Here is a 25,815-nt window from a genome sequence, read left to right on the forward strand (position 1 = left end):
GGAAGTGAATCATGTTCTCATAACCGCGTCGAGGGCCGACTTTTTCAGCAGCCTGCTAAGGCGCATTCCTAGACTGTGCTTTGAGGTATACCCTGTGAACAGCTCCTAAGAACGGCGGATGGGCGGAGAGAAAGGCGAGCCGGGGGTTGAACCGCAAAGCTCTGCAGTTTCTACGTGGTGGCCGTGTGAGCGACCGTGCCCATAACTGAAATGAAACATTCACCAGCCGCAAGGAGGACTTTGTGACCCCTACAATTGAGCTAACCGAAACAGAACGTTTGCAGATTGAGAAGGCCTGCAGAGAAGCAGCACGCTTGGCGGAGAGCATTCAGGACCAGATGGAACCGCACCCAAATGTCCGTGAATCCCTATTTGGAACCATCTGGCATCGGTGGGGCGCGGTCTTGTTTGGATTGTTCACCGGCATAATCGTACTGCTCGCGCTGCTTTGGCTTTTCGACTCGTCAGGCGTTGCAGGGTTTTTGGCGGGCCTAGGCGTGCCGGACCTCATTTTGGAGTACACACCAGAAGTGCTCGCACTTTACTCCGCCGCAACCAGCGCTTGGTTTTTCATGTTCAGTTGGGGCGTGGAGGGTCGCGTCGAATACTTTACAAGCTGGCGGAATGCCCATCGCCGTGCCGCAGTGCTTAACAGCGTCTTGGATGAGTTATCAAACATGCTGTCAGACGCAATTCCTGATTTTGACGACTACGCCCAAGATCACGACGATGGCAGGCAGACGCCCTTTGTGAAGCGCGCGCTGGGTCTGGAGGTAGAGGCCCAAGAGCAGCCATGCCCAAAGACCAGTCGATAAAAACGCCTCCTGCGCTCGCTGCCGCCCGTCTCGTGCTTGCGTCATCGTAGGCTGAGCGTGAGACACTTTGTGATTCAGGCAGTTCTGCGACGATGCCCCCACCGGGGGGAACACCCCAGCCGCCATCTCAATCTCTGCCTGACGAATTTTTGCGGTGAAATGAATTGGTCCCCTTAATGGGCACCGGGCACCAACCTAAGCGATTGAATGGCGGGGGGCTTTCGGCCACAAAGGGGCAAAGAACAAACGCAGGGGGACATGGGGCATGCCGACGCTGGATTGGATTGGCAAGCAGGCGGTGGTCAATCACCACAGAGAGGTTCCCTATCGGCTGGTCCACTGTGATGGCGAATTATCTACGGGTGACCCCGAGGCGGGCAATCTTCTGGTGCAGGGCGACAATCTGGAGGCGTTGCGCGCGCTGCTGCCCTATTACGCAGGCAAGGTGAAATGCATCTACATCGACCCGCCATACAACACCGGAAACGAGGGCTGGGTTTATAACGACAACGTCAACTCACCGGAAATTCGCCGCTGGCTGGGGCAAGTGGTGGGCAAGGAGGCTGAAGACCTATCACGCCACGACAAATGGCTGTGCATGATGTATCCGCGTCTGCGCTTGTTGAAAGAGTTTCTTCAAGAAGATGGGGTTATTTTCATCTCAATTGACGACAACGAAGTTGATCACCTAAGAAAGGTTTGTGACGAAATCTTTGGCCGCAAGAACTTTCTAACCTCTGTGGTTTGGCACAAAGCTGATAGCCCCAAAAATTCAGCGAAGTACTTCAGCGAAGATCATGAGTACTTGGTCGTGTACGGTAAGGATATCTCAAAATGGTCGCCTAATCTTATACCGCGAACAGAGGCCATGAATGCGAGATATACAAACCAAGACGATGACCCTAGAGGACCTTGGATTGGTAGTGATCTTGACGCACGCAACTATTACAGCAAAGGCGATTACCCAATTCGGTTGCCCTCGGGCAGAACTATCACCGGTCCGCCCCAAGGACGCTATTGGGGTGTAAGTTGGGAAAAATTTCAAGAATTGGACGCAGATAATCGGATTTGGTGGGGGGATGGAGACACAGAGCCAACTGTAAAGCGCTTTCTGGCTGAAGTGAGAGACGGTGTCGTCCCACAGACCCTCTGGCCTTGGAAGGATGTTGGTAGTACGCGAAATTCGAAAAGAGAACTTCGAGACGCGCTCGGTTCAGTAGAGCGCGAGGTGTTCATTACGCCCAAACCTACAAGGCTTATCGACAGAGCTATACAAATCGCCACTAACCCAGGAGACCTTGTTCTCGATTCATTCGCAGGCTCGGGAACTACTGGTCATGCTGTGCTTGCGCGGAACAAAATGCACGGTGGGGACCGGCGTTTCATTTTGATAGAGATTGAGCCGGAGATTGCCAGCGGTGTTACTGCGGAGCGTCTGCGCCGCGTGATAAGTGGCTACGACAAAGGCGGCGACCCGGAGAAGCCTGTTGAGGGCCTTGGAGGGGGCTTCCGTTTCTGCCGCCTTGGCGCTCCACTCTTCGACGAATTCGGCGACATCGCAGCCGAGGTGACCTTCTCCGACCTTGCTGCGCATATCTTCTTTTCGGAAACGGGTGTGCCTATACCGCAGCGGGCGCAGTCAGAATTCCTGGGGGTGCATCAGGGGCGTGCCGTTTATCTGCTCTTCGATGAGTCCAGCCCTCAGACCCCACGCGAGGCGGCGGGCAACGTGCTGACGCCAGACCGGCTTGACCGCCTGCCTGCCCCGCCCGAGGGCTTTGACGGTGTGCGCGTCATTTATGCCGAGGGCTGCACCGTGTCGGCTGACCGCCTCAAGGTCGCTAGCGCTGTGTTCAAGCAGATTCCCTATCAGGTCGAGGGTGTTTGACATGACTGCAGTGAATTTCGAGCTGCGCAGCTATCAGCGGGAAGCCCTGCGCAGTCTTCGCGCCTATCTGCGTAAGGTTGCACTCATGGGGGCCAAGACGGCGTTCTACGACGCCACCAGCACGCCCTATGCTCCTGCGCCCTTCGTAGACCCAGACACGCCCTATGTCTGCATCCGCATTCCCACCGGGGGCGGTAAGACCATCGTGGCGGCGCATGCCGTGGGCGTGGCCGCGCAGGAATACTTGCAGGCAGATAATCCGATGGTGCTCTGGCTGGTGCCCTCGACGGCCATTCTGGACCAGACCCTAGATGCCCTGCGCAATCTAGATCACCCTTACCGCGCAGCACTGGCCAAGGATTTCGGGCGCAACGTATCGGTCATGTCGGTGGCCGAGGCGCTGTCCTTGTCCCGTCCAGATGCCACGGGCGGAGCGTGCATCATCGTGGGCACCCTGCAGGCATTCCGAGTGGATGACACGGCGGGCCGCAAGGTCTATGCCGATGCGGGCGCGCTCATGGACCATTTCAGTGGTCTGACGGCGGTGCAACTGGAGGCCCTTGAGAAGGTTGAGGGGTCTGACCGCCCTGTCGCCTCGCTGGCCAACTTGCTGCGCCTGCATCGGCCTGTGGTCATTGTTGACGAGGCCCACAACGCGCGCACGGCACTGTCCTTTGAGACCCTACGCCGGTTTGACCCGTCGATGATCATGGAACTGACGGCCACGCCCCGGACAGAACCTGACCGGACAGGAGAGAACCCGGCATCCAACGTCCTCTTCCACGTTTCGGCGGCGGAGCTGAAGGCCGAGGAGATGATCAAACTGCCCATCCGCCTGCAGACCGATACCGACTGGCGCAAAGTGGTGGGGCAAGCGCTGGATTGCCAAGCAGCGCTGGAGGATGCAGCCGGAGCTGAACAGGCCGACACGGGTGAGTATATTCGCCCCATTGTCTTATTTCAGGCGCAATCGAAGTCGAAGACCGACCCGGACCGGCTGACGCCCGAGAAGGTAGCGCAATTCCTGACCGGTGATAAACGCATTCCTCGCGAGCAGATTGCGCTTCACGCCACTGGTTTTGCCGAGTTGGACAAGATCGACGATATTGCGGACCCTACTTGCCCAGTGCGTTACGTTGTGACCGTGCAGAAACTGCGCGAAGGCTGGGACTGCCCCTTTGCCTATGTTCTGTGTTCGGTGGCCGAGTTGAATTCCAAAGTGGCGGTTGAACAAATTCTTGGCCGGGTGTTGCGCATGCCCAAGGCCCGCCGAAAGACCCGCGACGTGCTTAACAGGGCCTATGCTTTTGTCACCTCGCGTGACTTTGGCGAGACCGCGATTATGCTCAAGGATGGTCTGGTAGAGGGCGCAGGTTTCGACCGGCTAGAGGCGGCAGAACTTGTGAAGGCCCATCAGGGACTGGATTTTGACGAAGAGCGCGCCGATTATGTGCACCGCTCAGATGCCCTGCCCGATGCCCCCGGCGTGACCGAAGAGGACGTGACGGCGGCAATCGAGAAACTGCCTCCGTCTCTCAAGTTGCGCATCTCATTTGACGCGGGAACCCGCGAAATTGCCGTGACCCGCGCACTGTCGCGCGATGACCGAAACCTCATGCATCTGGCATTTGCCAAGGTGCCGGGTGCAGAAAAGGTGATTGAGAGGCTGTTTATCCGGTCGAACAGAATTCAGGCAAGCGAAATGCCCAAAGGCGAGAAGCCGCCCTTCATTGTGCCCCGCCTTGGCATCCGTCGCCAAGGCGAGCTGGAGCTTTTCAGCCCTGACCATTTCCTTGATCTACCGTGGAACCTTGCGGAGTGTGATGTTTCGGGTTTCGTGGGTCGTTTCACAATTCATGAAGATACCAAAGCAGGCGAAATCGACGTCAGCGATAAGGGCCAGATGAAGGTGAAATTCGTGGGGCACCTGCATGACCAACTGGCCATGGCGATCCAGGAACCAGCGTGGAGGCTGCCCCGTCTGGTCAACTGGATAGATCGAGGTATTCCCCACCCGGATGTCACCAAGCCTGCCGCGAGAGTGTTTATTCAGCGGGCACTTGAAAGCACTGTGAAGGCCAAAGGTTATACGCTCGACCAGCTCGCCCGGTACAAGTATGAACTGCGCCGTGAGTTGTCTGAGGAGATCAAGACCCTGCGTGAGGGCCGCGAGAAGGACAATTTCAAGGCCCTTTTTGCCTCCGACGCAGAGAATTTCGAGACCAGTTCTGATCTTGCCATCGTGTTTGACGAGCAAAGCTATGCCTACAACCAGCCCTATCGTGGGGCGCGGAAATTCAACAAGCACTATTTCCCGATCATCGGCGACCTGAAACCAGATGGTGAAGAATTCCGCTGCGCAGTGTTCCTTGATGAACACCCGAAGGTAGCCTTCTGGGTGCGCAATGTGGACCGCAAGCCAAACGCATTCTGGCTTCAGCTTTCCAGCGCGCGCTTTTATCCCGACTTCGTCGCCCTACTGACCGACGGACGAATTGCCGTGGTGGAATACAAAGGGCGGCATTTGGCTGAAGATGCAAAAGAGAAACTCATGATCGGCAACCTTTGGGCCGACGCAAGTGATGGACACTGTATCTTCGAAATGCCCACGGCAGGCGACTTTTCCTCAGTGAACGCAAGCCTGACAGCCTAGACGGTAGGTTTGGGGGCCGCTTATCCTGCGAAGCCCTTTGCACGAGCTTGCTGAATAATCGGAAGCTGATTTCCACCGTGATTTTCTTTGGCGTAGGTTGTGGCTCGCCGGATAATTCGGTTATCTATTTCGGGGTCAGACCATGCATCGAATAGGGTTGAAGCTATTCGGTTCGCTCTTTCTGGGGTTTCCCCCTCGTCTTCTAAGACTTCGAGGAAGTAATATGCTTTTACGAAGATCTTTCCACGTTCTGCATTGTGGTTAAGGTGTGTTTGCGTAGCGCCAGTCACATTTGTGAATAGCTGCATGATCGTCTTACCCACTGCCAACAAGATCAGATAAATCAGTTGGACGAACCAGATTACAACGCCGAGTACCGTGTTCATGTTCGTGGGCTTCCTTCCGGCGAAATCAATTGATGCTTTGCCAACTGGCAGGCAAGCGTGCCCCTTAAGGCGTTAAACTCTTCATGGGCAACATAAAAGCCCTTACCTCCAACCAGCAAAGACGTGACCAAGTACGGGCTGCGTTGCTCGGCTAAATCCACCCGGGGGGTACCTTCAGCAAACAATTCCACCTTGCCTGGCGCACATGCGAGGCAGACGGGTTGAAGAAAATATCGCACAAGGCATTGATATTAAGCCGTTTTAAGGAAGAGAGCTAAGTTCAATTTGCCCCCCACTTGCCTACTGCCGGAGTCAAGATCAGAAGCCCTCCAGATGTCCCTCGCGACCTAGGAGCGCTGCGACCTTCTCCTGAGCCTCAGCAAGTTCGTTGTCATTCAACCCATGATCGTATGGGTTCGACGTTCTCTTGACCCCGGCCCATCCGCCAAGATCGTGGGCATCGTCGATAGATAGTCCGGCCCTGCGTGAGATTGTCTTCCACGTATGGCGGAGGGAGTGGAACGCGAGACGCTCATCGGTCTCTTTGCCCAGCACCTTCCGCCGTAACCCGGTGAATGCCTTGGAGGCTGACTTGGCGGTCCCCGTCGCAGCATTAATGGGGAATGCGTGGAACAGCCGGTCATGTCCTCCCGCCATCGCAGTTGAACGAAGGCGCTTGATGATGGACTGGGCGACTGTCGGCACAGGGACCACGCGTTTGGCGTTCTCCGACTTACCGCCCGCGATGAGGAAGACCGACCCGTCTTCCTTCGTTTCCGCTACGGTCACCTTTGCGATCTCTGTAACCCGCGCTCCGGTTACTAGCCCCAACCGGAAAAGGTCACCCAACCGGTCACCTTGAGGGGCCGCCGCGAGCACCTTTCGGGTCTCCTCGGGCTTGAACTGGTCGCGCTTGGGCTCGGCCTGCTTCTTCACTCTCGGCACGTCGTCATCGGGACGGTTGAAAGGGTTGGAGTCCAGCTTCACCTTCCGTCTGGCCAGCGCCCAGCGCCAGAGGCCTCGAAGCATGGTGATAAGCTTCTCAGTGGTCGCGGGTGTGAGCGGCCTGCCCGTCTTCTTGGAAATCTGCGCGGGGAGAAACTCGTGCTGGAAGTTCGACACCAATTCGGGGTTGATTTCATCGAGGAACAGGGCATCGGGTGTCCTGTCCATGAAGGCGCAGAGGTAGTTGACCGCCGTGACCACCTCGTTCGCCGACGTCTTGCCAAGCGGCTTGTTCCCGTAGGGGTTATCGGGTGCCCGTGCTTCGATGTATTGCTCCAGCGCCTTTGACAAAGGCAGGGTCGTCGCCGTGGCTACCTTCAAGAAAGCCTTACGTGCTTCAATTGGTGCCCTCTCGCTTTCTTCGTAGATCAGGTCTCGGATGAATACGCTATCGACCTCAAAGCTTTCGAGGTAGTCATCTTCGCTTTGTGGGAAGCCCGTTTCGTGCCTGTCGGGGGTCACTACAGGTGGAGCACTCTTAATAGCCTCAGACCATTTTTCGGCTTTCTCGATGCTGAACCTCTGCCGTGCACGATACTCGATTTCCAGCTTACGGACCTCTGCAAGATAAATATCCCGCAGAATTTTAGCGCTTGGCAGGTGCCTTTCCCCGTTCATCGGTCTGATAATCCAAGTGCCGAAGGGTTTCCCATCCGACCAAGGATTCGGGGTTCCGCGAAGGCTTTTTGGGGTTTTCATCCTGAAGCGGTAGGCAGTTCCCGGTCGCTTCGGTTGTTCGATGTATTGCATTGTGGAACTCCGGTGGTGTCCCTCAGTAGTGTCCCTCACACCACCAAGTTGGTTCCATTAGCTTCCAACACACTTGAATTGCAACACTTTTTTTAAATGGTGACCCCGGCAGGATTCGAACCTGCAACCTGCCCCTTAGGAGGGGGCTGCTCTATCCTGTTGAGCCACGGGGCCACGCGGGCACCTGATTAGCGCGGGCAGGGGCGTTTGTCATCGTCCGATTTCCGCGCCGCGACGTTTTGAACTCGAATCGCGCAGGCAGCTTGATCCTGTGACGGTCTTCGCGGTAACAAAGGCGCAGGACCTTGTGGACAACCCCCCGTGACCCAGCATGACAGACACCCCCTGACCCTGCGCGACGTGTCCGAGGCCGCAGGCGTGTCCGAGATGACGGTCAGCCGGGTTCTGCGCAACAAGGGCGATGTATCGGATGGCACACGCCAGCGGGTGCTCGAGGCGGCCAAGCGGCTCGGCTATGTGCCCAACAAGATCGCGGGTGCCCTTGCCAGTCAGCGGGTCAATCTGGTGGCCGTGATCATCCCCTCGATGTCGAACATGGTGTTTCCCGAGGTGATGACCGGCATCAGCCGGGTGCTCGAGGAAACCGAGTTGCAGCCCGTGGTGGGGCTTACGGGATATCGGCCTGAGAAAGAGGAAAAGGTCCTCTACGAGATGCTCTCATGGCGACCCTCTGGCGTGATAATCGCGGGGCTGGAACATTCCGATGCCAGCCGCGCCATGCTGCGCGCAAGTGGGATTCCCGTTGTCGAGATCATGGATGTGGACGGCACGCCCATCGACTCGGTCGTAGGGATTTCGCACCGGCGCGCCGGACAGCAAATGGCGCAGGCGATCATCAAGGCCGGCTATCGGCGGATCGGGTTCATGGGCACCAAGATGCCGCTGGATCACCGGGCACGCAAACGGTTCGAGGGGTTTACCGAGGCGCTGGCCAAGGCCGGGATCGAGATGGCGGATCACGAATTCTATTCAGGCGGTTCGGCTCTTCTCAAGGGGCGCGAAATGACCGCCGAGATGCTGCGGCGCACGCCGGATCTCGATTTCCTCTACTACTCCAACGACATGATCGGGGCGGGCGGGCTTCTCTACCTTCTCGAGCAGGGCATCGACATTCCCAACGACATGGGGCTTGCGGGTTTCAACGGCGTCGAGCTTCTGGAAGGTTTGCCGCGGGCCCTGGCAACGATGGACGCCTGCCGTCTGGAAATCGGACGGCGCGCCGCCGAGATCATCGCCGCCCGCGCCGCCAATCCCGAGGACAGCGCACCCGTGCGCATCACGCTGGAGCCAACTCTCAGCCTTGGCGACACATTGCGGCGACGCTGACCATCTTTTCCCCAATGCTGTCGCAAATGGCTTTGCAATTCGGAACAGAATCGCAAAAGTCTGCGCGGAGTCGCCCAGTGAGAGGCGCAGGGAGAGGAATTAAAAGACATGAAAATTGGTTTCATCGGGCTAGGCAATGTGGGCGGCAAACTTTCGGGCAGTCTGCTGCGCAATGGCCATGATCTGACGGTGCATGACCTGAACGGCGACTTGGTCGCCGACTTTGTCGCGCGGGGGGCCAAAGCGGCTACAAGCCCGGCGCAGATGATGCGCGATTGCGACGTGGTGATCACCTGCCTGCCCTCGCCCGCGGCCTCCGCTGCCGTCATGCAACAGATGCTGCCCGAGGTCGGACCCGGCAAGATCTGGATGGAAATGTCCACCACCGACGCCGATGAAATCCGCCGTCTGGGCGGGCTCGTGATCGCGGCGGGTGGCGCTGCTGTGGATTGTCCCGTGTCGGGCGGCTGCCACCGGGCCGATACCGGCAATATCTCGATCTTCGCGGGCTGCGACCGCGCCACGTTCGAGCGGATTCTGCCGCTGCTCAAGACCTTGGGTCGGCGGCTCTTGCATACGGGTGAGATCGGCAGCGCCTCCTTGCTCAAGGTGATGACGAACTATCTGGCGACCGCCAATCTGCTGACGCTCTGCGAGGCTATGGTGACGATGAAGGGGGCGGGGCTTGACCTCGCAACAACCTACGAGGCGATCAAGATCAGTTCCGGCAATTCCTTTGTGCATGAGACCGAAAGCCAAGTCATTCTGAACGGAAGCCGCGACATCAGTTTTACGATGGATCTGGTGAAAAAGGATATCGGCCTCTTCCAGAAGATCGCCGACGACGCAGGCGTGCCGCTGGAAATTTCGCCGCTGATGATCTCGATCTTCGACGACGGTATCCGGCGCTATGGCGAGCGCGCGCAGTCCGATGACATCATCCGGCGGCTGGAAGAGGCGACCGGCCTCGATATTCGCGCGCCGGGATTTCCGGCCGAAATGGTGGATGATGAGCCCGAGGAACAGGGTTATGAGGTGGTCCCGCCGGGCCGCTGAGGCGTTAACCACGGAATCCATAAGCATTTGCCAGTTCGGTGCGCCGGGCGTCTAATCATCGCGGGTCAATGTGAGTGGCGTGCGATGTTGATGTTTGCGGGTCTTCTGGGGATGGTTGCTGTTGGCGCGGCGGCATTTGTGGGTTTACAGCCTGTGTCCGAGGAAACCGAGGATCATGGCGCAGAGGCACAAGAGACTGACGAAGCGCCCGATATGCTGGAAACCGTGTTTGGGCCCAATGCCCCCGCGGGCGAAGGGGAAATCGTAACTGGGACACCCTGGTCAGAGATCCTGACCGGAACCGCCCTAGACGATCAGATCAACGGCTCGGGTGCGCAGGACACTATTTCCGGCGGCGCCGGGGATGACATTTTGCTTGGCGGCGAGGACGATGACCTCGTATCCGGCGATATCGGCGATGATGTGCTGCACGGCGGAAATGGGGCGGATTCCCTTTTCGGCGGCGCGGGCGCAGATACCCTCTTTGGCCACAATGGCCATGATGATCTATCTGGCGGCGAAGGCAATGACAGCGTTGTCGGCAGCGCCGGCAACGATCTTTTGCGCGGGGATGCGGGCGACGATGCCTTGCATGGCGATATCGGCGATGACACGCTGCATGGGGGCATGGGGCGCGATACCCTCTGGGGCGGTTGGGGCGAGGACATGATCGTGGGCCTGCGCGATGATCCGGCAACAAGCACGCTCGACGATACGGATGGCGGGGATTTCCTTAATGGCGGCGGAGGGGATGATGTGATCCTTGCAGGCCAAGGTGATCTGGTCGATTCCGGATCGGGCAGCGACACTGTGATGATAGGGGATTGGATCACAGACGGTCAGGCGGCAGAAATTCTCGATTTCCACCCCGAAGAGGATCGACTGTTTGTGTTTTATGAGGCTCAGGCGGGGGTTGAGCCGAACCTGACGCTTGAACGCGGACCTGAGGGTGAAACCGCGCAAGCGCTGCTACTGAACGGGGTGCAGATTGCCACGATTGGCAATGCCACAGGCCTCACGCTGGACCATATCGCGCTCTTTCCACGCGAGGCTCTGCCGGTGATCCGCGGTCTCTAGCCGCAGACGCGCGGGGCGTCGCGATTCACGCTTTCCATTTCAGGGTTTTTCCCCTATACGCGCGTATCCTTTGGGCATGGTCCCAAGGGTATTCCATGGACCTTGCTGGACGACATCCCGGCTTGTGCCCGACACTTTTATGCAAGGAGACCCCGATGTCGATTACTGCTGCAGAAAAAGAACGCGTTATCAAGGAATTCGCAACCAAAGAAGGCGACACCGGTTCGCCCGAAGTGCAGATTGCGATCCTGACCTCGCGGATCACCACGCTAACCGAGCATTTCAAGACCCACAAGAAAGACAACCACGGTCGTCGTGGTCTCTTGATGATGGTCGCACAGCGCCGCAAACTGTTGGACTACCTCAAGGGCAAGAATGAGGCCCGCTATCAGGACCTCATCAAGCGCCTCGGCATCCGCCGCTAAGACAAAATACCGCGCCTCCAAAAGGGCGCGGTTTTCGTATGATCCGATTGCGGTCCCGGTCCGGCTTTGCCGGGAATGTAGGATGAAGAACCAAAAGCCGCGGGGCAATGCGGCCCCGGATGCAAATGGGCCCGACGGGATACGCCCGGACCGGCCAACTTAGGAAACGTGATGTTCAAAGAGACGAAAAAATCGATGCAGTGGGGGGAGGAAACCCTCACTCTGGAAACTGGCAAAATCGCCCGTCAGGCGGACGGGACGGTTATTGCCACGCTTGGCGAGACCTCGGTCATGGCCAACGTAACCTTTGCCAAAGAGGCAAAACCCGGTCAGGATTTCTTTCCGCTGACCGTGCATTATCAAGAGAAATACTATGCCGCAGGCAAGGTGCCTGGCGGCTTCTTCAAGCGTGAGGCACGGCCCTCTGAGAAAGAGACACTGACCGCGCGCCTGATCGACCGCCCGATCCGCCCACTGTTCGTGCCGGGCTTCAAACATGAAACGCTGGTGATGTGCACTGTGCTCAGTCACGATCTGGTGAATGACCCTGATATCGTAGCGCTGATCGCAACCTCTGCAGCCCTGACAATTTCGGGCGCGCCGTTCATGGGTCCAATCGCAGGGTGCCGCGTGGGTTTTGTGGATGGGGAATACATCCTCAACCCCGAGATCGACGACATGCACGATCTGCGCAACAACCCCGAGCAGCGTCTTGATCTGGTTGTGGCCGGCACCAAAGACGCCGTGATGATGGTCGAATCCGAAGCTTACGAGCTGACCGAAGAGGAAATGCTGGGCGCTGTCACCTTTGCGCATGAGCAGATCAAGCCGGTCTGTGATCTGATCATTTCGCTGGCTGAAGAATGTGCCAAAGAGCCGTTCAATTTCACCCCGCCGGATTACTCTGATCTCTATGCAGCCGTGAAAGCGGCCGGTGAAGAGCAGATGCGTGCCGCTTTTGCCATTCGCGACAAGCAGGAACGCACCCATGCGATTTCCGCCGCCCGCGAGGCCATCAAGGCCAAGCTGAGCGAAGAGCAACTGGCCGACGAAAACCTCGGTTCCGCGTTCAAGAAGCTGGAATCGGCGGTTCTGCGGGGCGATGTGGTCAAGAATGGCAACCGGATCGACGGGCGTCGTCTGGACGAGATTCGCCCCATCGTCTGCGAAACCGGCCTTCTGCCGCGCACCCATGGGTCGTCGCTGTTCACACGCGGCGAAACGCAGGCACTGGTCGTAACCACGCTTGGCACCGGCGATGACGAACAGTTCATCGACGCGCTGCACGGGAATTTCAAATCGAACTTCCTGCTACACTACAACTTTCCTCCCTATTCGGTGGGCGAAGCCGGACGCGTTGGCGCTCCGGGGCGCCGTGAAATCGGCCATGGCAAACTTGCTTGGCGCGCGCTTCAGGCGGTTCTGCCGCCCGCGACCGATTTCCCCTACACGGTTCGTCTGGTGTCCGAGATCACCGAATCGAACGGGTCATCGTCCATGGCGTCGGTCTGTGGCGGGTCGCTGTCGATGATGGATGCGGGTGTGCCGCTCAAGACCTCAGTCGCGGGTGTGGCCATGGGCCTCGTGCTCGAAGAAGACGGCTCTTTTGCGATCCTGTCGGATATTCTGGGCGATGAAGATCACCTGGGCGACATGGATTTCAAGGTGGCTGGCACCGCCGAGGGCATCACCTCGCTCCAGATGGACATCAAGGTTGCGGGCATCACGCCCGAGATCATGAAAAAGGCGCTGGAACAGGCCAAGGCCGGTCGTCTGCACATCCTTGGTGAGATGAACAAGGCGCTGTCGGGTGCGGCAGAGTTCAGCATTCACGCACCGCGCATCGAGACCATGCAGATTCCCACCGACAAGATCCGCGAAGTCATCGGGTCGGGCGGCAAGGTGATCCGCGAGATCGTCGAAGTGTCCGGGGCCAAGGTCGACATCAACGACGAGGGCATCATCAAGATCGCCTCTCCGAACGGTGAGTCGATCAAAAAGGCCTATGACATGATCTGGTCGATCGTGGCAGAGCCGGAAGAAGGCAAGATCTATGACGGCAAGGTCGTCAAGCTCGTGGATTTCGGTGCTTTCGTCAATTTCTTTGGCAAGCGCGACGGTCTCGTGCATGTCAGCCAGATCGAGAACCGCCGCCTGAACCACCCGAGCGATGTGCTCAAGGAAGGTCAGGACGTCAAGGTCAAGCTCTTGGGCTTTGACGATCGCGGCAAGGTGCGCCTGTCGATGAAGGTCGTCGATCAGGTAACCGGCGAAGAGATCGCGCCAGAGAAGGGCGACAAAGAAGCCGAATAAGGCTTCTTTAGAGGAGAAAAGAGGCCCCGGCGGAAACGCCGGGGCTTTTTTCATGACTGCGGACTAGATGGCGCGCAGAGGTAAGGTTTCCCTTACGGTTCGCGCTCCGCGGTTATTCCCCGTGAAAGACGCCGGTGCTTCTGCGAAATATATCCGTGTGGATAGGTATACTTGTTCTCCAGACTCTGTTTCTTGGTAATTGGCTGGGCCATCACTCACGTACATGCACGCCAATGCTCGCCCCGGTGGAAACACCGGGGTTTTGCATTTCCGGACCATATAACTCAGCCTTGCGAACCAAGACGCGATTACTTGAGCATCGCCTCGATTTTCTTGGTGATCTGGCCCGCATTCGGTCGGGTGGTAGACCCCCAAGTGCCCGCAACCCGACCATCTGGTGTGATCAGAACCTTGTTGAAGTTCCACGTTGGCGCAAATCCGGTCTCGGCCAGCACAGACGCGTAAAACGGATGCACCGCATCGCCGCGCACCGATGTAATCGTGGTCATCGGAATATCGAGACCAAAGTTGACCTCGCAGAATTCCTTGACCTCGGCCTCGCTCGAAAGTTCCTGACGGAAATCATCCGAGGGCACGGCGAGCACCACGAGACCCCTGTCGCGATATTTATCATAGAGCGCCTGAAGCCCGTCATATTGCGGGGTAAAGCCACAGCGCGAGGCGGTATTGACCACGAGCATGGGCTGGCCCGTCCAATCCGATAGCCGGATTTCGCCCCCGTCGATATTGCCGAAAGGCGTATCAAGATCGAGCGCCAAGGCCGGTACCGCGAAGAGGCTCGCAAACAAGATAGCGATGAACCGCATGGTATCCTCCTGTTTTTGTGGAATACGCGATCTTGTGATCAACGGATCACCGCGCCCCCTATTTGATTTTTCCACCGCCGATCCATCTGATAGCATGGGACCATCACAGGAGGCGCAGACGTGACCCAATATCACAAGACGCCGGAAAAAATCGCGGCTCTCAGCCCCGAGGAATTCCGGATAACACAAAGAAACGGCACAGAGCATCCCGGCACCGGCAAATACCTGCACAACAAGGAACCGGGGATTTACGTGGATATCGTCAGCGGCGAGCCGCTCTTTGCAAGTTCGGACAAATACGAATCCGGCTGCGGCTGGCCCAGTTTCACCAAGCCGCTCGAACCCGCGCATGTGAAGGAGTTGCACGATTTTACCCTTGGCATGATCCGGACCGAAGTGCGCAGCGCCCATGGTGACAGCCATCTGGGACATGTCTTTCCGGACGGACCGCGTGATCGGGGCGGCCTGCGCTATTGCATCAACTCGGCAAGCCTGCGATTCATTCATCGCGACGACATGGAAGCAGAGGGATACGCAGCGTATCTCGATCAGGTGGAGGATGTGACATGAGCGAACGCGCCGTTCTGGCGGGGGGATGTTTCTGGGGCATGCAGGATCTGATCCGCAAGCTGCCGGGCGTGATCTCGACCCGCGTGGGGTATACCGGCGGCGATGTGGCGAATGCGACCTATCGCAATCATGGGACCCATGCCGAGGGGATCGAGATCTTTTTTGATCCAGCACGCATCAGCTATCGGCGGCTCCTCGAGTTCTTTTTCCAGATCCATGATCCGACCACGGTGAACCGGCAGGGCAATGACATCGGTCTCAGCTATCGCTCGGCGATCTATTATTGCGACGACGCGCAAAAAACCGAAGCGCTGCGCACCATTGCCGATGTCGAGGCCAGCGGTCTGTGGCCCGGCAAGGTCGTGACCGAGGTCGAGCCGGTCGGGGATTTCTGGGAAGCAGAGCCTGAGCATCAGGATTATCTCAAGCGGTTCCCGCAGGGCTATACCTGCCACTTTCCGCGCGCCGATTGGGTGCTGCCGCGCAAGGCCGCAGAAACCGACGTCTGACATCGAACAGAGGGCGTAGGAGCCAAGACCATGCGCCCTCTGACGGGAATATCGCTCAAGCTCATTTCGGTGATGCTCTTCATCACCATGTCATCGCTGATCAAGGCCACGGCGGCGCATGTGCCGCCGGGCGAGGCGGTGTTCTTCCGCTCGTTCTTTGCCATTCCCGTGATCCTCTTGTGGCTGGCCCTGCGCGGCGATTTGCGCACCGGGCTCAAGGCCACCTCGCCGCTCAATCATTTCTGGCGTGGGTTCGTCGGCACCGCGGCGATGGGTCTGGGCTTTGCCGCGCTCGGCTTACTGCCCCTGCCCGAGGTGACGGCGCTTGGCTATGCCGCGCCGCTCCTGGTGGTGATCTTTGCCGCGATGTTTCTCAACGAGCAGGTCGGCGTTGTGCGCATCGGCGCGGTGGCGCTCGGGCTTGGTGGGGTGCTCATCGTTCTGGCCCCCCGCCTGACGGCCCTCAGCGGGCCAACAATGGAAACCATGCAGGCGGTTGGCGCGATGCTGGCACTCACGGGGGCGATCTGCGCAGCACTTGCACAAATTTACGTGCGCAAGCTGGTCCAAACCGAGGAAACCAGCGCAATCGTGTTCTACTTCTCGATCACCTCGACGCTTCTGTCCCTCCTGACGATCCCGTTCGGCTGGGTCATACCTTCGGGGTCCGAATTCGGCCTGCTTGTCATGGCGGGGCTTTTGGGCGGGCTTGGACAGATTTTTCTGACCTCCTCCTACCGCTTTGCCGATGCCAGCGTGGTGGCCCCGTTCGATTATGCCTCGATCCTCTTTGCGCTTGGCATCGGCTATTTCATCTTTGACGAGGTGCCGACGCGCGCCATGCTGACGGGCGCATCTCTGGTCATCCTGGCGGGAATTCTCATCATCTTGCGCGAACGGCAACTGGGCATAAGGCGGAACAAGGCGCGCTCGGCCCGCACGCCCGAATGACTCATCCGCCGGTCAGTGTGGCCAGGGCATAGGGCGGCCAGAGCATCGCACGCCGGAACCGTCCCAGCGGCCATTTGCGCGGCGGCTTGCGCATGATCTCGGGGTAGAGGGTGCGCGGGGCACGATCCATCGCCAGATCGGCAAGGATCCCCCCGGCATAGCTCGCCATCGCCACGCCATTGCCGTGATAGGACAGGCCGGTAAAGGCCCCCGGCATATCGGGGATCGGCCCGGCATAGGGCGTCAGATCAGGCGCGAGGGACAAGAGGCCATTCCAGCTATGCGGCGTTTCGACATGCGCCCACGCGGGAAACATCGCCTCGAAATGCCGCCGTATGGTGCGGTGCATGCGGGCATCGAACCCCGGAGAGCTAAAAAGCCCCCCGCGCATGCCAAAGAGCATACGATTGTCGGTCATCAGGCGAAAATAATGCAGGAAAAAGCGATCATCATAACACATCTGCCGCGTGGTCCAGCCTTGGGCGGCCAGCTCATCCTCGGTCAGGGGGCGGGTGACGATGACGTTTGATTGCGTCGGGATATAGCGCGCGCGCATCCACTCGGGCAGGTCATCCGAGGAATAGCCATTGGTGGCCACGATCAGGCGGCGGGCGGTGAAGCGCGCGTGCGGCGTGGTTAGGGTAAAGCCGCTGGTCTGGCTTATCCCTTCGACGGGCGAGTGGGCGTAAATGCGCGCGCCTGCCTGGCTTGCGGCCTGTGCCAGACCGAGCGTGTATTTGAACGGATTGAGCGCCACCCCGAGGGGCGTGGTGAGCGCCGCGTAAAACGGCCCCTTCATCCCCATCTGGGTTAGTTCAGAGCCGGGGATGAGCGTGGGCGTAACCCCGTAATCGGCCTTGATCCGCGCGGCACGCTCGGCAAAGCCTGCGGCGGCCTTGGGCGTATGCGCCAGCACGGTCTCGCCATCGGAATGGATATCAGACACGATCCCATTGGCGTCGATCAGGGCGCGGGTAAAGCGCACCGCCTCAGCCTCGCTCTGCCGGTATTCGCGGCGGGCAGCCTCGCCATGCATCTTGCGCAGCATGGCATCCGACGCCGCCGATCCGCCCAGACAGCAAAACCCGCCATTGCGCCCCGAAGCGCCCCAAGCGGGTGTTTTGGCCTCGAACACACGCACATCCTGCCCCGCTTCGGCCAGATGCAGTGCAGCTGAAAGGCCGGTGAACCCCGCACCAATCACCGCGACATCACAATTGATATCCCCCTCTGCGCGAGGGAAATCGGGCATCTCCGCCGTAGTTTGCCAATAGCCGCGCGCCCTTGGCCCCTCGCCATAGGTATGGGCCGGAAAAACGCGGGTCATGCGCGCACGGCAGCGCGTTCGTCGGCTTGCTGGCGCAGGGACGCCCGTTTCGTGATCAGCGAGGCAGAGATGACCCCGACCGCGACGATCCCGATCATGATCGTTGAGAGCGCGTTGATCTCGGGCGACACCCCAAGGCGGACCGCCGACCAGATCTTGATCGGAAGCGTGGTGGCTGAGGGACCGGCGGTAAAGCTGGCGATCACGAGGTCATCGAGCGATAGGGTAAAGGCCAAGAGCCAGCCCGATATAACCGCAGGCGCGATGATCGGCAGGGTGACAAGCCGAAAGGCATCGAAAGGCGAGCACCCCAGATCAAGCGCCGCCTCTTCCAGCGAACGATCAAAGGTCACAAGGCGCGAAGAGACAACGACCGAGACGAAACACATCGAAAAGGTGGTATGCGCGAGAATGATGGTGAAAATCCCGCGATCCAGCCCGATCCCGATGAACAGCAGCAAGAGAGACAGGCCCGTGATGACCTCTGGCATCACCAGGGGCGCATAGATCATGCCGGAAAACAGCGTCCGACCATAGAATCGCCCGGCGCGCACCAGCACCAGCGCCGCCATGGTGCCCAGGATCGTGGCAATGGTCGAAGAGGCAACCGCCACCTTGACCGTCACCCACGCAGCATCAAGGAACGACTGGTTGTTGAACAATTCGCCATACCATTTGGTCGAGAACCCGGCCCAGACCGTCACCAGCTTGGACTCGTTGAAGCTATAGGTGATCAGGATGATCATCGGCAGGTAGAGGAACGCAAACCCAAGCGTTAGCGAGGTGGCATTGAACCATGTGAGCCGTCTCATTCTTCGGCCTCCCGCTGCTTTTGTTCGTTGCGCTGAAAGAGCACGATGGGAATGATCAGGATCAGCAGCAGCACGACCGCCACCGCACTGGCCACCGGCCAATCACGGTTGTTGAAGAACTCTTCCCACAACACCTTGCCGATCATCAGGGTCTGCGAGCCGCCCAGAAGCGAGGGAATGACAAACTCGCCGATGACCGGGATGAACACCAGAAAACAGCCAGCGATGATGCCGGTTTTCGACAGGGGCACAGTGATCAACCAGAAAGCCGTAAGGCGCGAACAGCCCAGATCTTCGGCCGCTTCCAACAAAGACCCATCCATCCGCTCAAGCGCGGAATAGATCGGCAGGATCATGAACGGCAGATAAGTGTAGACGATGCCGATATAGACCGCCGTTGGCGTGTTGAGAATGATCAAGGGCTCGGAAATCACACCGAGTTTCAAAAGCACCTGATTGAGATAACCCTCGGTCGAGAGGATGCCCATCCACGAATAGACGCGGATGAGAAAGCTGGTCCAGAACGGCAGAATCACCAGCATCATCAAGGTTGGGCGCCAGTGATCCGGCGCATTGGCCATGCCATAGGCAATGGGATAGCCCACCAAGAGGGTCAGAAGCGTGGCAAAAAACGCGATCTGGAGCGAGGAGATATAGGATTTCCAATAGAGATCATCAGTGGTCAGAAAGGTGAAGTTCTCGAAATCCAGCGCACTGAAAAACGCCTTGATGCCCTGCCACCCTTGAGAGAAATCCAGGGTAGGTGTGTAGGGCGGAATAGCGGTGGCAATATCGCTCAGGCTGATCTTGATCACGATCAGAAAGGGCACCAGAAAGAGCGCCAGCAGCCAGATGTAGGGCAGGAATATCAGGGCAAAACGGCGCATCCCCCTACCCTTTCAAGAGCACGGCGGCTGTGTCGGTCCACGACAGCCAGACGGTGTCTTCCCAGGTAAAGCCGCGCCGGGACAGGCGGCGTGTATTCGCGGTCTGTGCCTTGATCATCTGGCCATTAGGCAGGGCGACGTGATAGGTCGAAAGATTGCCGAGATAGGCAATGTCGATGATCTTGCCCTGCACGGCATTGCGGCGGTCTTCCGGTTTGTCGGCGCTGATCGCCACCTTTTCAGGGCGCAGCGCGATATGACAGGTCTCGCCACTGGCAAAGGCAGTCTCTGTTTCGGCGTAGAGCGGCGCCATGCCCTCGGCATAGCTGATTTCATATCCCTCACCGGATTTGCGCGCGGTGCCGGGGATGATCGTGACCTCGCCGATGAAATCGGCCACATAGACGGAATTCGGCATCTCGTAGATGCGGGCGGGCGTGTCCGCCTGAATGATGCGGCCATTGTCCATCACTGCCACCCGGCTGGCCACGGTCATGGCCTCTTCCTGATCATGGGTCACGATCACGAATGTGGTGCCGGTCTTTTCCTGAATGTCCATCAGCTCGAACTGGGTCGCCTGACGCAGCTTGGCATCGAGTGCGCCGAGCGGCTCATCAAGCAAGAGCAACTTGGGTGCCTTGGCAAGGCTGCGGGCAAGGGCCACACGCTGTCGCTGACCACCAGAGATCTGATGCGGCTTGCGCTTGGCGAATTGTTGCAGCCGCGTGAGCTTGAGCATTTCCTCAACGCGCGCGGCAATCTCGTCTTTGGGTTTGCCATCGCGCTTGAGCCCGAAGGCAATGTTTTCCCAGACCGACAAATGCGGAAACAGCGCGTAGGACTGGAACATCATGTTCACAGAGCGCTTGTTGGGGGGGATGGGTGCCAAGTCTTGACCCGCCAGAAGTATTTGACCTTCAGTCGGTTTCTCGAACCCCGCCAGCATCCGCATCATCGTGGTCTTGCCACACCCCGATGGGCCAAGAAGCGCAAAGAACTCGCGCTCATAGATGTCGAATGTCTGATTGTCGATCGCGGTAAATTCACCAAACCGCTTGGTTACGCCCTTGAATTGGATAAGTGGCTTTGCCTTGGGATCATTCCAAGGCTCGAAAACGACTTGTGCCATACCTGCCCCCGACTGTTTGAGAGTGCCCGCGCAGGGCCTGGCCATGCGCGAGCGATGTGCCTGTTCAGGTCAGGTGCCGGATTTGATCTTGGTCCAGAGACGTGTCACGACGCGCTGAACCTTGGCGTCATAAGGTGTGGTGGTGAAGAGGTTGTTCAGCGCCTCTTCCGACGGGTAGATCGCCGGATCTCCAATCACGTCCTCAATGAGGAACTCTTGGCTCGCCTTGTTACCATTGGCGTAATAGACATAGTTCGACGCGGCCGCCATGTTTTGTGCGTCCATGATGAAGTTCAGGAACACATGCGCGGCGTCCGGGTTGGGGGCATCTACCGGAATCGCCATCTGGTCGAACCACATTTGCGCGCCTTCCTTGGGGGCGTTGTAGACGATTTCGACACCATTGTCGGCCTCGGCAGCACGATCGCGCGCCTGTAGAATGTCGCCAGACCAACCGACAGCCACGCAGATGTCACCATTTGCCAGTGCGTTGATATACTCGGAACTATGGAATTTCTGGATATAGGGACGGATTGCCATCAGCACGGGCTCAACCTTGGCGATCACGTCGGGGTCATGACTGTTGGGGTCTTCGCCGATGTATTTCAATGCCATCGGGATCATCTCTGTGGGAGCGTCAAGGAAGTGCACGCCGCAGTCGCTCAGTTTGGCCATATTGTCGGGATTCAGAACCAGTTCGAGGCTATCGAGCGGCGCGTCTTCGCCCAGCAGTTCCTTGACCTTTCCGACGTTCGCACCAATACCGGTGGTGCCCCACATATAGTTGATCGAATAGGCGTTTTCGGGATCGTACTGTTCTGTGCGGCTGCTGACCACGTCCCACATGTTTTGGTGATTGGGCAGTTTGGAGAGGTCCAGTTTCTGGAAGGCACCGGCCTGAATCTGGCGCTGAAGGAAGGTGCCCGTCGGCACAACAACGTCATAGCCCGATCCTCCTGCAAGCATCTTGGTTTCCAGAACCTCGTTGCTGTCGAAGACGTCATAGATCAGCTTGATCCCGGTATCCGCCTCAAATTTGGTCAGCAACTCTTCGTCGATGTAGTCGGACCAGTTGTAAACCCGCACTTCTTGGGCCTGAGCGGCGAACGCCCCAAGCGCGATAGTCGCGGTCGTTGTCAGTATCAGATTTCGCATCATGTTCTCCCGTTGGTCGGCATGTGTCTGCCTTGTTGCGGATTTGATCAAAATTTTCCGCTTATGGCAATATGGTAATGTTTTCATGCACAGGCTAAACTCGCAAGACCAGACATTGAGATGCCTGATTGGATTGCCTTGCCGATGACCAGCGCCGCACAGAAATTCAGCACGATCGACGGGGATTTGTCGCGCCTGCCTGCGCACGAGGTAATCTATCGGCAACTGCGCGATTTGGTGCTGTTTGGTGATCTGGCTCCCGGACAGGCCGTAACCATCCAAGGCCTCTCGGAGCGCTTGGTCGCGGGCATGACACCCGTCCGCGAGGCAATCCGTCGCCTGATTGCAGAGGGGGCCCTGGAATTTCAAGGAAATCGCCGAGTGTCAGTGCCACTGTTGACGGCGGATAACATCAGCGAATTGATCTATGCACGGCAATGGCTTGACCCTTACCTGACGTTGCGTGCGACAGAGCGCGCCAGCCTTGAGGATCTGGATTGGCTGGCGGATTTGGATGACGAGTTGGATCGTGCGATCCTGCGCGGCGATCTGCGGGTCTATCTCGAATTGAACTACCGCTTTCACAAGCGGCTCTATGAAATAGCACAGGCGCCGATCCTGGCTGATGTCGCGGATGGTCTCTGGCTCCGGTTCGGGCCGTCATTGCGCGTGGTCTGTGGGCGCATGGGCACCCAGAACCTGCCGGACAAACACAAGGACATGCTGGCCGCGATGCATGCCCGCGATGCCGAGGCTGCCGCACGCGCCATTCGCGAAGACGTGATCCAAGGAATGGAGCAAGTGCGCCATTCACTGGAGAGATCCGGCGCGCTCTACTGATTCGATTGACACTGGATAATTTGATCATATTTTTGTGGTGAGGGCCGCGCATGCGTGGCTGAACCGATTCGGGAAAGGGACTGCCATGACGATGATCACAAACCATATGCCGACCGCTGAATTGCAGGCGCTGGATGCCGCGCATCACATGCACCCCTTTACCCATGGCGATCAACTGGGTGCCAAGGGCGCGCGGATCATCACCCGCGCCAAGGGCGTGACCCTGACCGATAGCGAAGGGCATGAGATTCTCGACGGTATGGGCGGGCTATGGTGCGTCAACATCGGCTATGGGCGCAAGGAATTGGCTGATGTCGCGGCGCGTCAGATGATGGAGCTGCCGTTCTATAACACGTTTTTCCAAACGAGCCACGTGCCCGCTATCGCGCTCTCGGCCAAGCTGGCGGAATTGGCGCCAGAGGGGTTCAACCACGTGTTCTACGCCGGATCCGGATCAGAGGCGAATGACACGAATATTCGCATGGTCCGCACCTATTGGGCGCAATTGGGCGAGCCAGAGCGCAATATTATCATCAGCCGCAAGAATGCCTATCACGGCTCTAGCGTGGGCAGCGGCAGTCTTGGTGGAATGTCGGGTATGCACGCGCAGGGCGGCTTGCCCATCCCCAACATCTGTCACATTGACCAACCACATTGGTATGCCGAGGGTGGCGAGACCGATCCCGAGACATTCGGCTTGGAGCGTGCACGGCAGCTTGAGGCCAAGATCGAGGAATTGGGCGCACACCGCGTCGCGGCCTTCATCGCCGAGCCGGTGCAGGGCGCGGGTGGCGTAATCATCCCCCCCGACAGCTATTGGCCCGAGATTCAGCGGATTTGCGACAAATACGGTATCCTGCTGATTGCCGATGAGGTGATCTGCGGTTTCGGTCGCACAGGTAACTGGTTCGGTAGTCAGACCTACAACATCCGCCCCGATATTATGACGATCGCCAAGGGGTTGAGTTCCGGTTATGCCCCTATTGGCGGCTCTCTGGTGTCGGACCGGGTGGCCAAGGTGATCAACGCCTGCGAGTTCAACCACGGCTATACCTATTCCGGGCATCCCGTCTCTTGTGCTGTAGCGCTGGAAAACCTGCGCATTCTCGAAGAGGAAAAGATCATCGAGCGTGTGGCGCAGGATACCGGGCCCTATCTGCAGGAGAAGTGGAACACGCTGGCCGATCATCCGATGGTGGGCGAGACGCGGATTATCGGGATGATGGGATCACTGGCGCTGACCCCGCACAAGGCCAGCCGGGCCAAGTTTGCATCCGAACCAGGCACGGCGGGCTATATCTGTCGCGAGCGTTGTTTTGCCAACAATCTCGTAATGCGTCACGTCGGCGACCGGATGATCATCTCGCCGCCCCTAGTCATCTCGAAATCCGAAATCGACACTGTGATCGAGCGCGCTTGGATGTCGCTCGATCAGGCGGAAAAGCAAATCCGCGACGAAGGCCTGATGAAGGCTGCGGCCTGAAAAGGACTTAGGTTGTGGCCGGGCGCAGCGGGCGTCCGGCCAACACAAGATGCGTGGCCATCGCCCCGATCCACATGCAGGTCACGGCCACCCAGGCGGTCAAGGCGAATATCGCCCCACCCGACATACCGGCACCAACAGCACAGCCCCCGGCAAGCATGCTGCCAAAGCCCATCAGTGCCGCACCAATCAGGTAGCGCTCCATCGGTGTATCGGGGCCAAAGCGCTCGATCTTCCATTCACGGGTCAGGATGGCCATGGCGGCGGCCCCTGTAAAGACCCCGGGCACAAGGCCCACACCAAACCCAAGCGGCAGGGTGGTGCTGTTGACAAGTCCCATCAGCGTGTCGGTGGACGGACCCGTAAAGGTGACGGAAGAGATTTCGACCACTTCAAAGGACGTTTGGGCAATGACATAGGTCAGCAACCAGCCAAGACCCACCGCAAAGCCCACCAAAGCGGCTGCAATGGCGTGGCTGGGACGCACATCGCGCCGATAGGCGAGGAGAAAGCCGCCCACCAAAACCAATGCCGCAATCAGCATTGCCATGCCCGGCACCATTCCAATAAGTGTCAGTATATTGCGCGTGTCGCCCCCCGGCACGAGCCAGAGGCTTGCCAATCCCTCGCGCGCAGGGGCAAGCACCCCACGCAAAGCCGATTGCGCCACGAGGGTCAGAACAAGCCCCGTCACGATGGCGCGCAGATTGCCGGTGGCCGCGAGCACGAGCAAGCGACTGGCACAACCGCGCGCAAGGATCATGCCCACGCCAAACATCAACCCGCCGATAATGGCCCCCGAAATGCTGCCGGTTGCGGCCAAGGGTCGGGCTTCGGACACATCGAGCAGGCCTAGGGCAATCGCGCCCTGAACAGATGCGACCCCCGCTGAAAAGGCAATGAGCCAGATCGAGAGGCGCGGTCCGAAACCGCGCTCGGCCACCTCGACCGCGGCGGCACGGAGGCAAAACCGGGAATGTTGGGCAGCAGCCCCGAAAAGCACACCGACAAGCGCGCCCGCCATGGCCAAAACCGCCCCGTCGCCAAATCTGTCTATCAAGGATTCAAGCATGCGCCGCCCCGCCAGAAATGATGCGATCAGATATCAAGACAAGGGTTTGTGCGCCTTGACATGCGTCAACCGGGCCGTCGCAGCGGCCCGGTTGAAATGGCTTACTGCAAAGCCTCTTGAACGATGTCGTCCAGCATTGCCTGCACCTTCTGCATCTCGCCCTCGGGATAGTTGCGATAGCCGATCAGCACTTCGCCTCCCCGATCGGCGACAAAGATGCCATAGGGGCAATGCGCGATGTTCATCGGATCTGCCTCCATCACTTCGCGCGAGAGGGTGGCGGAACAGAACAGGAAAATATCCGCTGCGTCGAAAATCCTCACATCACTGCCCACGTCCGCGCCAGTGCGGTTCAGCATTTCGCCGACGTGGCTTTGGAGGTCAATCACCAGCCCACGCCCGACAATCGCACTTTCGACGGCAAAGGTGGCATCGTCAAAGCTGCCGTCATAGGGGTAAGTGGTGGCCTGATCCCCCGCCAGTACGGGTGTCGCCAACACGCTGATGGCAGCGACGCAAAGTAACCGTTTCATGGAAA

Annotated in this window: 22 protein-coding genes, 1 tRNA gene and 1 pseudogene; 13 read left to right on the plus strand and 11 right to left on the minus strand. The window is 58.6% G+C overall.

Annotation, left to right across the window (positions count from 1 at the left end; genetic code table 11):
- Positions 1-242 precede the first annotated feature (242 nt).
- The 3 genes from AACZ65_RS01755 to AACZ65_RS01765 all read left to right on the plus strand — a co-directional run bounded on the left by AACZ65_RS01755 (position 243) and on the right by AACZ65_RS01765 (position 5,356).
- Positions 243-815, plus strand: coding sequence for a hypothetical protein (locus AACZ65_RS01755; RefSeq protein WP_339667633.1), 573 nt, complete (start codon positions 243-245; stop codon positions 813-815).
- A gap of 265 nt (positions 816-1,080) precedes the next feature.
- Positions 1,081-2,703, plus strand: coding sequence for a site-specific DNA-methyltransferase (locus AACZ65_RS01760; RefSeq protein WP_339667634.1), 1,623 nt, complete (start codon positions 1,081-1,083; stop codon positions 2,701-2,703).
- A 1-nt stretch (position 2,704) separates the two neighbouring features.
- Positions 2,705-5,356, plus strand: coding sequence for a DEAD/DEAH box helicase family protein (locus AACZ65_RS01765; protein WP_339668002.1), 2,652 nt, complete (start codon positions 2,705-2,707; stop codon positions 5,354-5,356).
- A 20-nt stretch (positions 5,357-5,376) separates the two neighbouring features.
- Here AACZ65_RS01765 and AACZ65_RS01770 read toward each other — a convergent pair whose 3' ends face one another.
- The 3 genes from AACZ65_RS01770 to AACZ65_RS01780 form a co-directional block, all read right to left on the minus strand.
- The gene (locus tag AACZ65_RS01770; protein WP_339667635.1) at positions 5,377-5,742 is read right to left on the minus strand and encodes a hypothetical protein; all 366 of its coding nucleotides are present in this window, start codon (positions 5,740-5,742) and stop codon (positions 5,377-5,379) included.
- Positions 5,743-6,060: 318 nt separating this feature from the next.
- Positions 6,061-7,497, minus strand: a complete 1,437-nt coding sequence (locus AACZ65_RS01775; RefSeq protein ID WP_339667636.1) for a tyrosine-type recombinase/integrase — start codon at positions 7,495-7,497, stop codon at positions 6,061-6,063.
- 97 nt (positions 7,498-7,594) lie between these two features.
- A tRNA-Arg gene (locus tag AACZ65_RS01780) sits at positions 7,595-7,671 on the minus strand.
- Positions 7,672-7,818: 147 nt separating this feature from the next.
- Here AACZ65_RS01780 and AACZ65_RS01785 point away from each other — a divergent pair.
- From AACZ65_RS01785 to pnp, 5 genes and pseudogenes are all read left to right on the plus strand, one after another.
- On the plus strand, positions 7,819-8,844 hold the full coding sequence (locus AACZ65_RS01785) for a LacI family DNA-binding transcriptional regulator (protein WP_339667637.1): 1,026 nt from the start codon (positions 7,819-7,821) through the stop codon (positions 8,842-8,844).
- 99 nt (positions 8,845-8,943) lie between these two features.
- Positions 8,944-9,900, plus strand: a pseudogene (locus AACZ65_RS01790) (NAD(P)-dependent oxidoreductase); the annotation flags it as partial.
- Positions 9,901-9,990: 90 nt separating this feature from the next.
- Positions 9,991-10,977, plus strand: a complete 987-nt coding sequence (locus AACZ65_RS01795; RefSeq protein WP_339667638.1) for a calcium-binding protein — start codon at positions 9,991-9,993, stop codon at positions 10,975-10,977.
- A gap of 155 nt (positions 10,978-11,132) precedes the next feature.
- The gene (rpsO, locus tag AACZ65_RS01800; RefSeq protein WP_037276298.1) at positions 11,133-11,402 is read left to right on the plus strand and encodes a 30S ribosomal protein S15; all 270 of its coding nucleotides are present in this window, start codon (positions 11,133-11,135) and stop codon (positions 11,400-11,402) included.
- Positions 11,403-11,573: 171 nt separating this feature from the next.
- Positions 11,574-13,715 (plus strand): polyribonucleotide nucleotidyltransferase, encoded by a 2,142-nt coding sequence (pnp, locus tag AACZ65_RS01805; RefSeq protein WP_339667639.1) that lies wholly within the window; start codon positions 11,574-11,576, stop codon positions 13,713-13,715.
- A gap of 308 nt (positions 13,716-14,023) precedes the next feature.
- Here pnp and AACZ65_RS01810 read toward each other — a convergent pair whose 3' ends face one another.
- On the minus strand, positions 14,024-14,542 hold the full coding sequence (locus AACZ65_RS01810; protein ID WP_339667640.1) for a glutathione peroxidase: 519 nt from the start codon (positions 14,540-14,542) through the stop codon (positions 14,024-14,026).
- A 120-nt stretch (positions 14,543-14,662) separates the two neighbouring features.
- Here AACZ65_RS01810 and msrB point away from each other — a divergent pair, with 120 nt between their 5' ends.
- From msrB to AACZ65_RS01825, 3 genes are read left to right on the plus strand one after another with little or no spacing between them, the layout of a single operon-like run.
- Complete coding sequence (gene msrB / locus AACZ65_RS01815; RefSeq protein WP_339667641.1) at positions 14,663-15,112, plus strand: peptide-methionine (R)-S-oxide reductase MsrB; 450 nt, start codon at positions 14,663-14,665, stop codon at positions 15,110-15,112.
- Complete coding sequence (msrA, locus tag AACZ65_RS01820) at positions 15,109-15,621, plus strand: peptide-methionine (S)-S-oxide reductase MsrA (protein WP_339667642.1); 513 nt, start codon at positions 15,109-15,111, stop codon at positions 15,619-15,621. Before msrB ends, msrA begins: the two co-directional genes overlap by 4 nt.
- A 30-nt stretch (positions 15,622-15,651) precedes the next feature.
- Positions 15,652-16,572, plus strand: a complete 921-nt coding sequence (locus AACZ65_RS01825) for a DMT family transporter (RefSeq protein ID WP_339667643.1) — start codon at positions 15,652-15,654, stop codon at positions 16,570-16,572.
- A gap of 1 nt (position 16,573) precedes the next feature.
- On the opposite strand, the gene AACZ65_RS01830 is transcribed toward AACZ65_RS01825, so the two are convergent.
- From AACZ65_RS01830 to AACZ65_RS01850, 5 genes are all read right to left on the minus strand, one after another.
- Positions 16,574-17,899 (minus strand): FAD-dependent oxidoreductase, encoded by a 1,326-nt coding sequence (locus AACZ65_RS01830; protein ID WP_339667644.1) that lies wholly within the window; start codon positions 17,897-17,899, stop codon positions 16,574-16,576.
- A complete protein-coding gene (locus AACZ65_RS01835; protein WP_339667645.1) occupies positions 17,896-18,711 on the minus strand; it encodes an ABC transporter permease in 816 nt (271 codons plus the stop codon). The genes AACZ65_RS01830 and AACZ65_RS01835 overlap by 4 nt, the downstream gene beginning before the upstream one ends.
- On the minus strand, positions 18,708-19,598 hold the full coding sequence (locus tag AACZ65_RS01840) for an ABC transporter permease subunit (protein WP_037276278.1): 891 nt from the start codon (positions 19,596-19,598) through the stop codon (positions 18,708-18,710). The genes AACZ65_RS01835 and AACZ65_RS01840 overlap by 4 nt, the downstream gene beginning before the upstream one ends.
- A 4-nt stretch (positions 19,599-19,602) precedes the next feature.
- Positions 19,603-20,727: an ABC transporter ATP-binding protein gene (locus AACZ65_RS01845; protein ID WP_339667646.1), complete on the minus strand. Its 1,125-nt coding sequence runs from the start codon at positions 20,725-20,727 to the stop codon at positions 19,603-19,605.
- Positions 20,728-20,796: 69 nt separating this feature from the next.
- Entirely contained in the window at positions 20,797-21,882 is a 1,086-nt protein-coding gene (locus AACZ65_RS01850; protein WP_339667647.1) for a polyamine ABC transporter substrate-binding protein, read from the minus strand.
- 144 nt (positions 21,883-22,026) lie between these two features.
- Here AACZ65_RS01850 and AACZ65_RS01855 point away from each other — a divergent pair, with 144 nt between their 5' ends.
- Positions 22,027-22,722 carry a GntR family transcriptional regulator gene (locus tag AACZ65_RS01855; protein ID WP_339668004.1) on the plus strand — a complete coding sequence of 232 codons (696 nt, stop codon included), beginning with the start codon at positions 22,027-22,029 and terminating at the stop codon, positions 22,720-22,722.
- Between the two features lie 85 nt (positions 22,723-22,807).
- Positions 22,808-24,205, plus strand: a complete 1,398-nt coding sequence (locus AACZ65_RS01860; protein WP_339667648.1) for an aspartate aminotransferase family protein — start codon at positions 22,808-22,810, stop codon at positions 24,203-24,205.
- 7 nt (positions 24,206-24,212) lie between these two features.
- On the opposite strand, the gene AACZ65_RS01865 is transcribed toward AACZ65_RS01860, so the two are convergent.
- Entirely contained in the window at positions 24,213-25,277 is a 1,065-nt protein-coding gene (locus AACZ65_RS01865; protein WP_339667649.1) for a YeeE/YedE family protein, read from the minus strand.
- Between the two features lie 101 nt (positions 25,278-25,378).
- Positions 25,379-25,810 carry a DUF302 domain-containing protein gene (locus AACZ65_RS01870; RefSeq protein ID WP_339667650.1) on the minus strand — a complete coding sequence of 144 codons (432 nt, stop codon included), beginning with the start codon at positions 25,808-25,810 and terminating at the stop codon, positions 25,379-25,381.
- Positions 25,811-25,815 lie beyond the last annotated feature (5 nt).

Origin of the sequence: uncultured Roseovarius sp. (genome assembly GCF_963972555.1) — a bacterium.
Classification (GTDB): Bacteria; Pseudomonadota; Alphaproteobacteria; order Rhodobacterales; family Rhodobacteraceae; genus Roseovarius; species Roseovarius mucosus.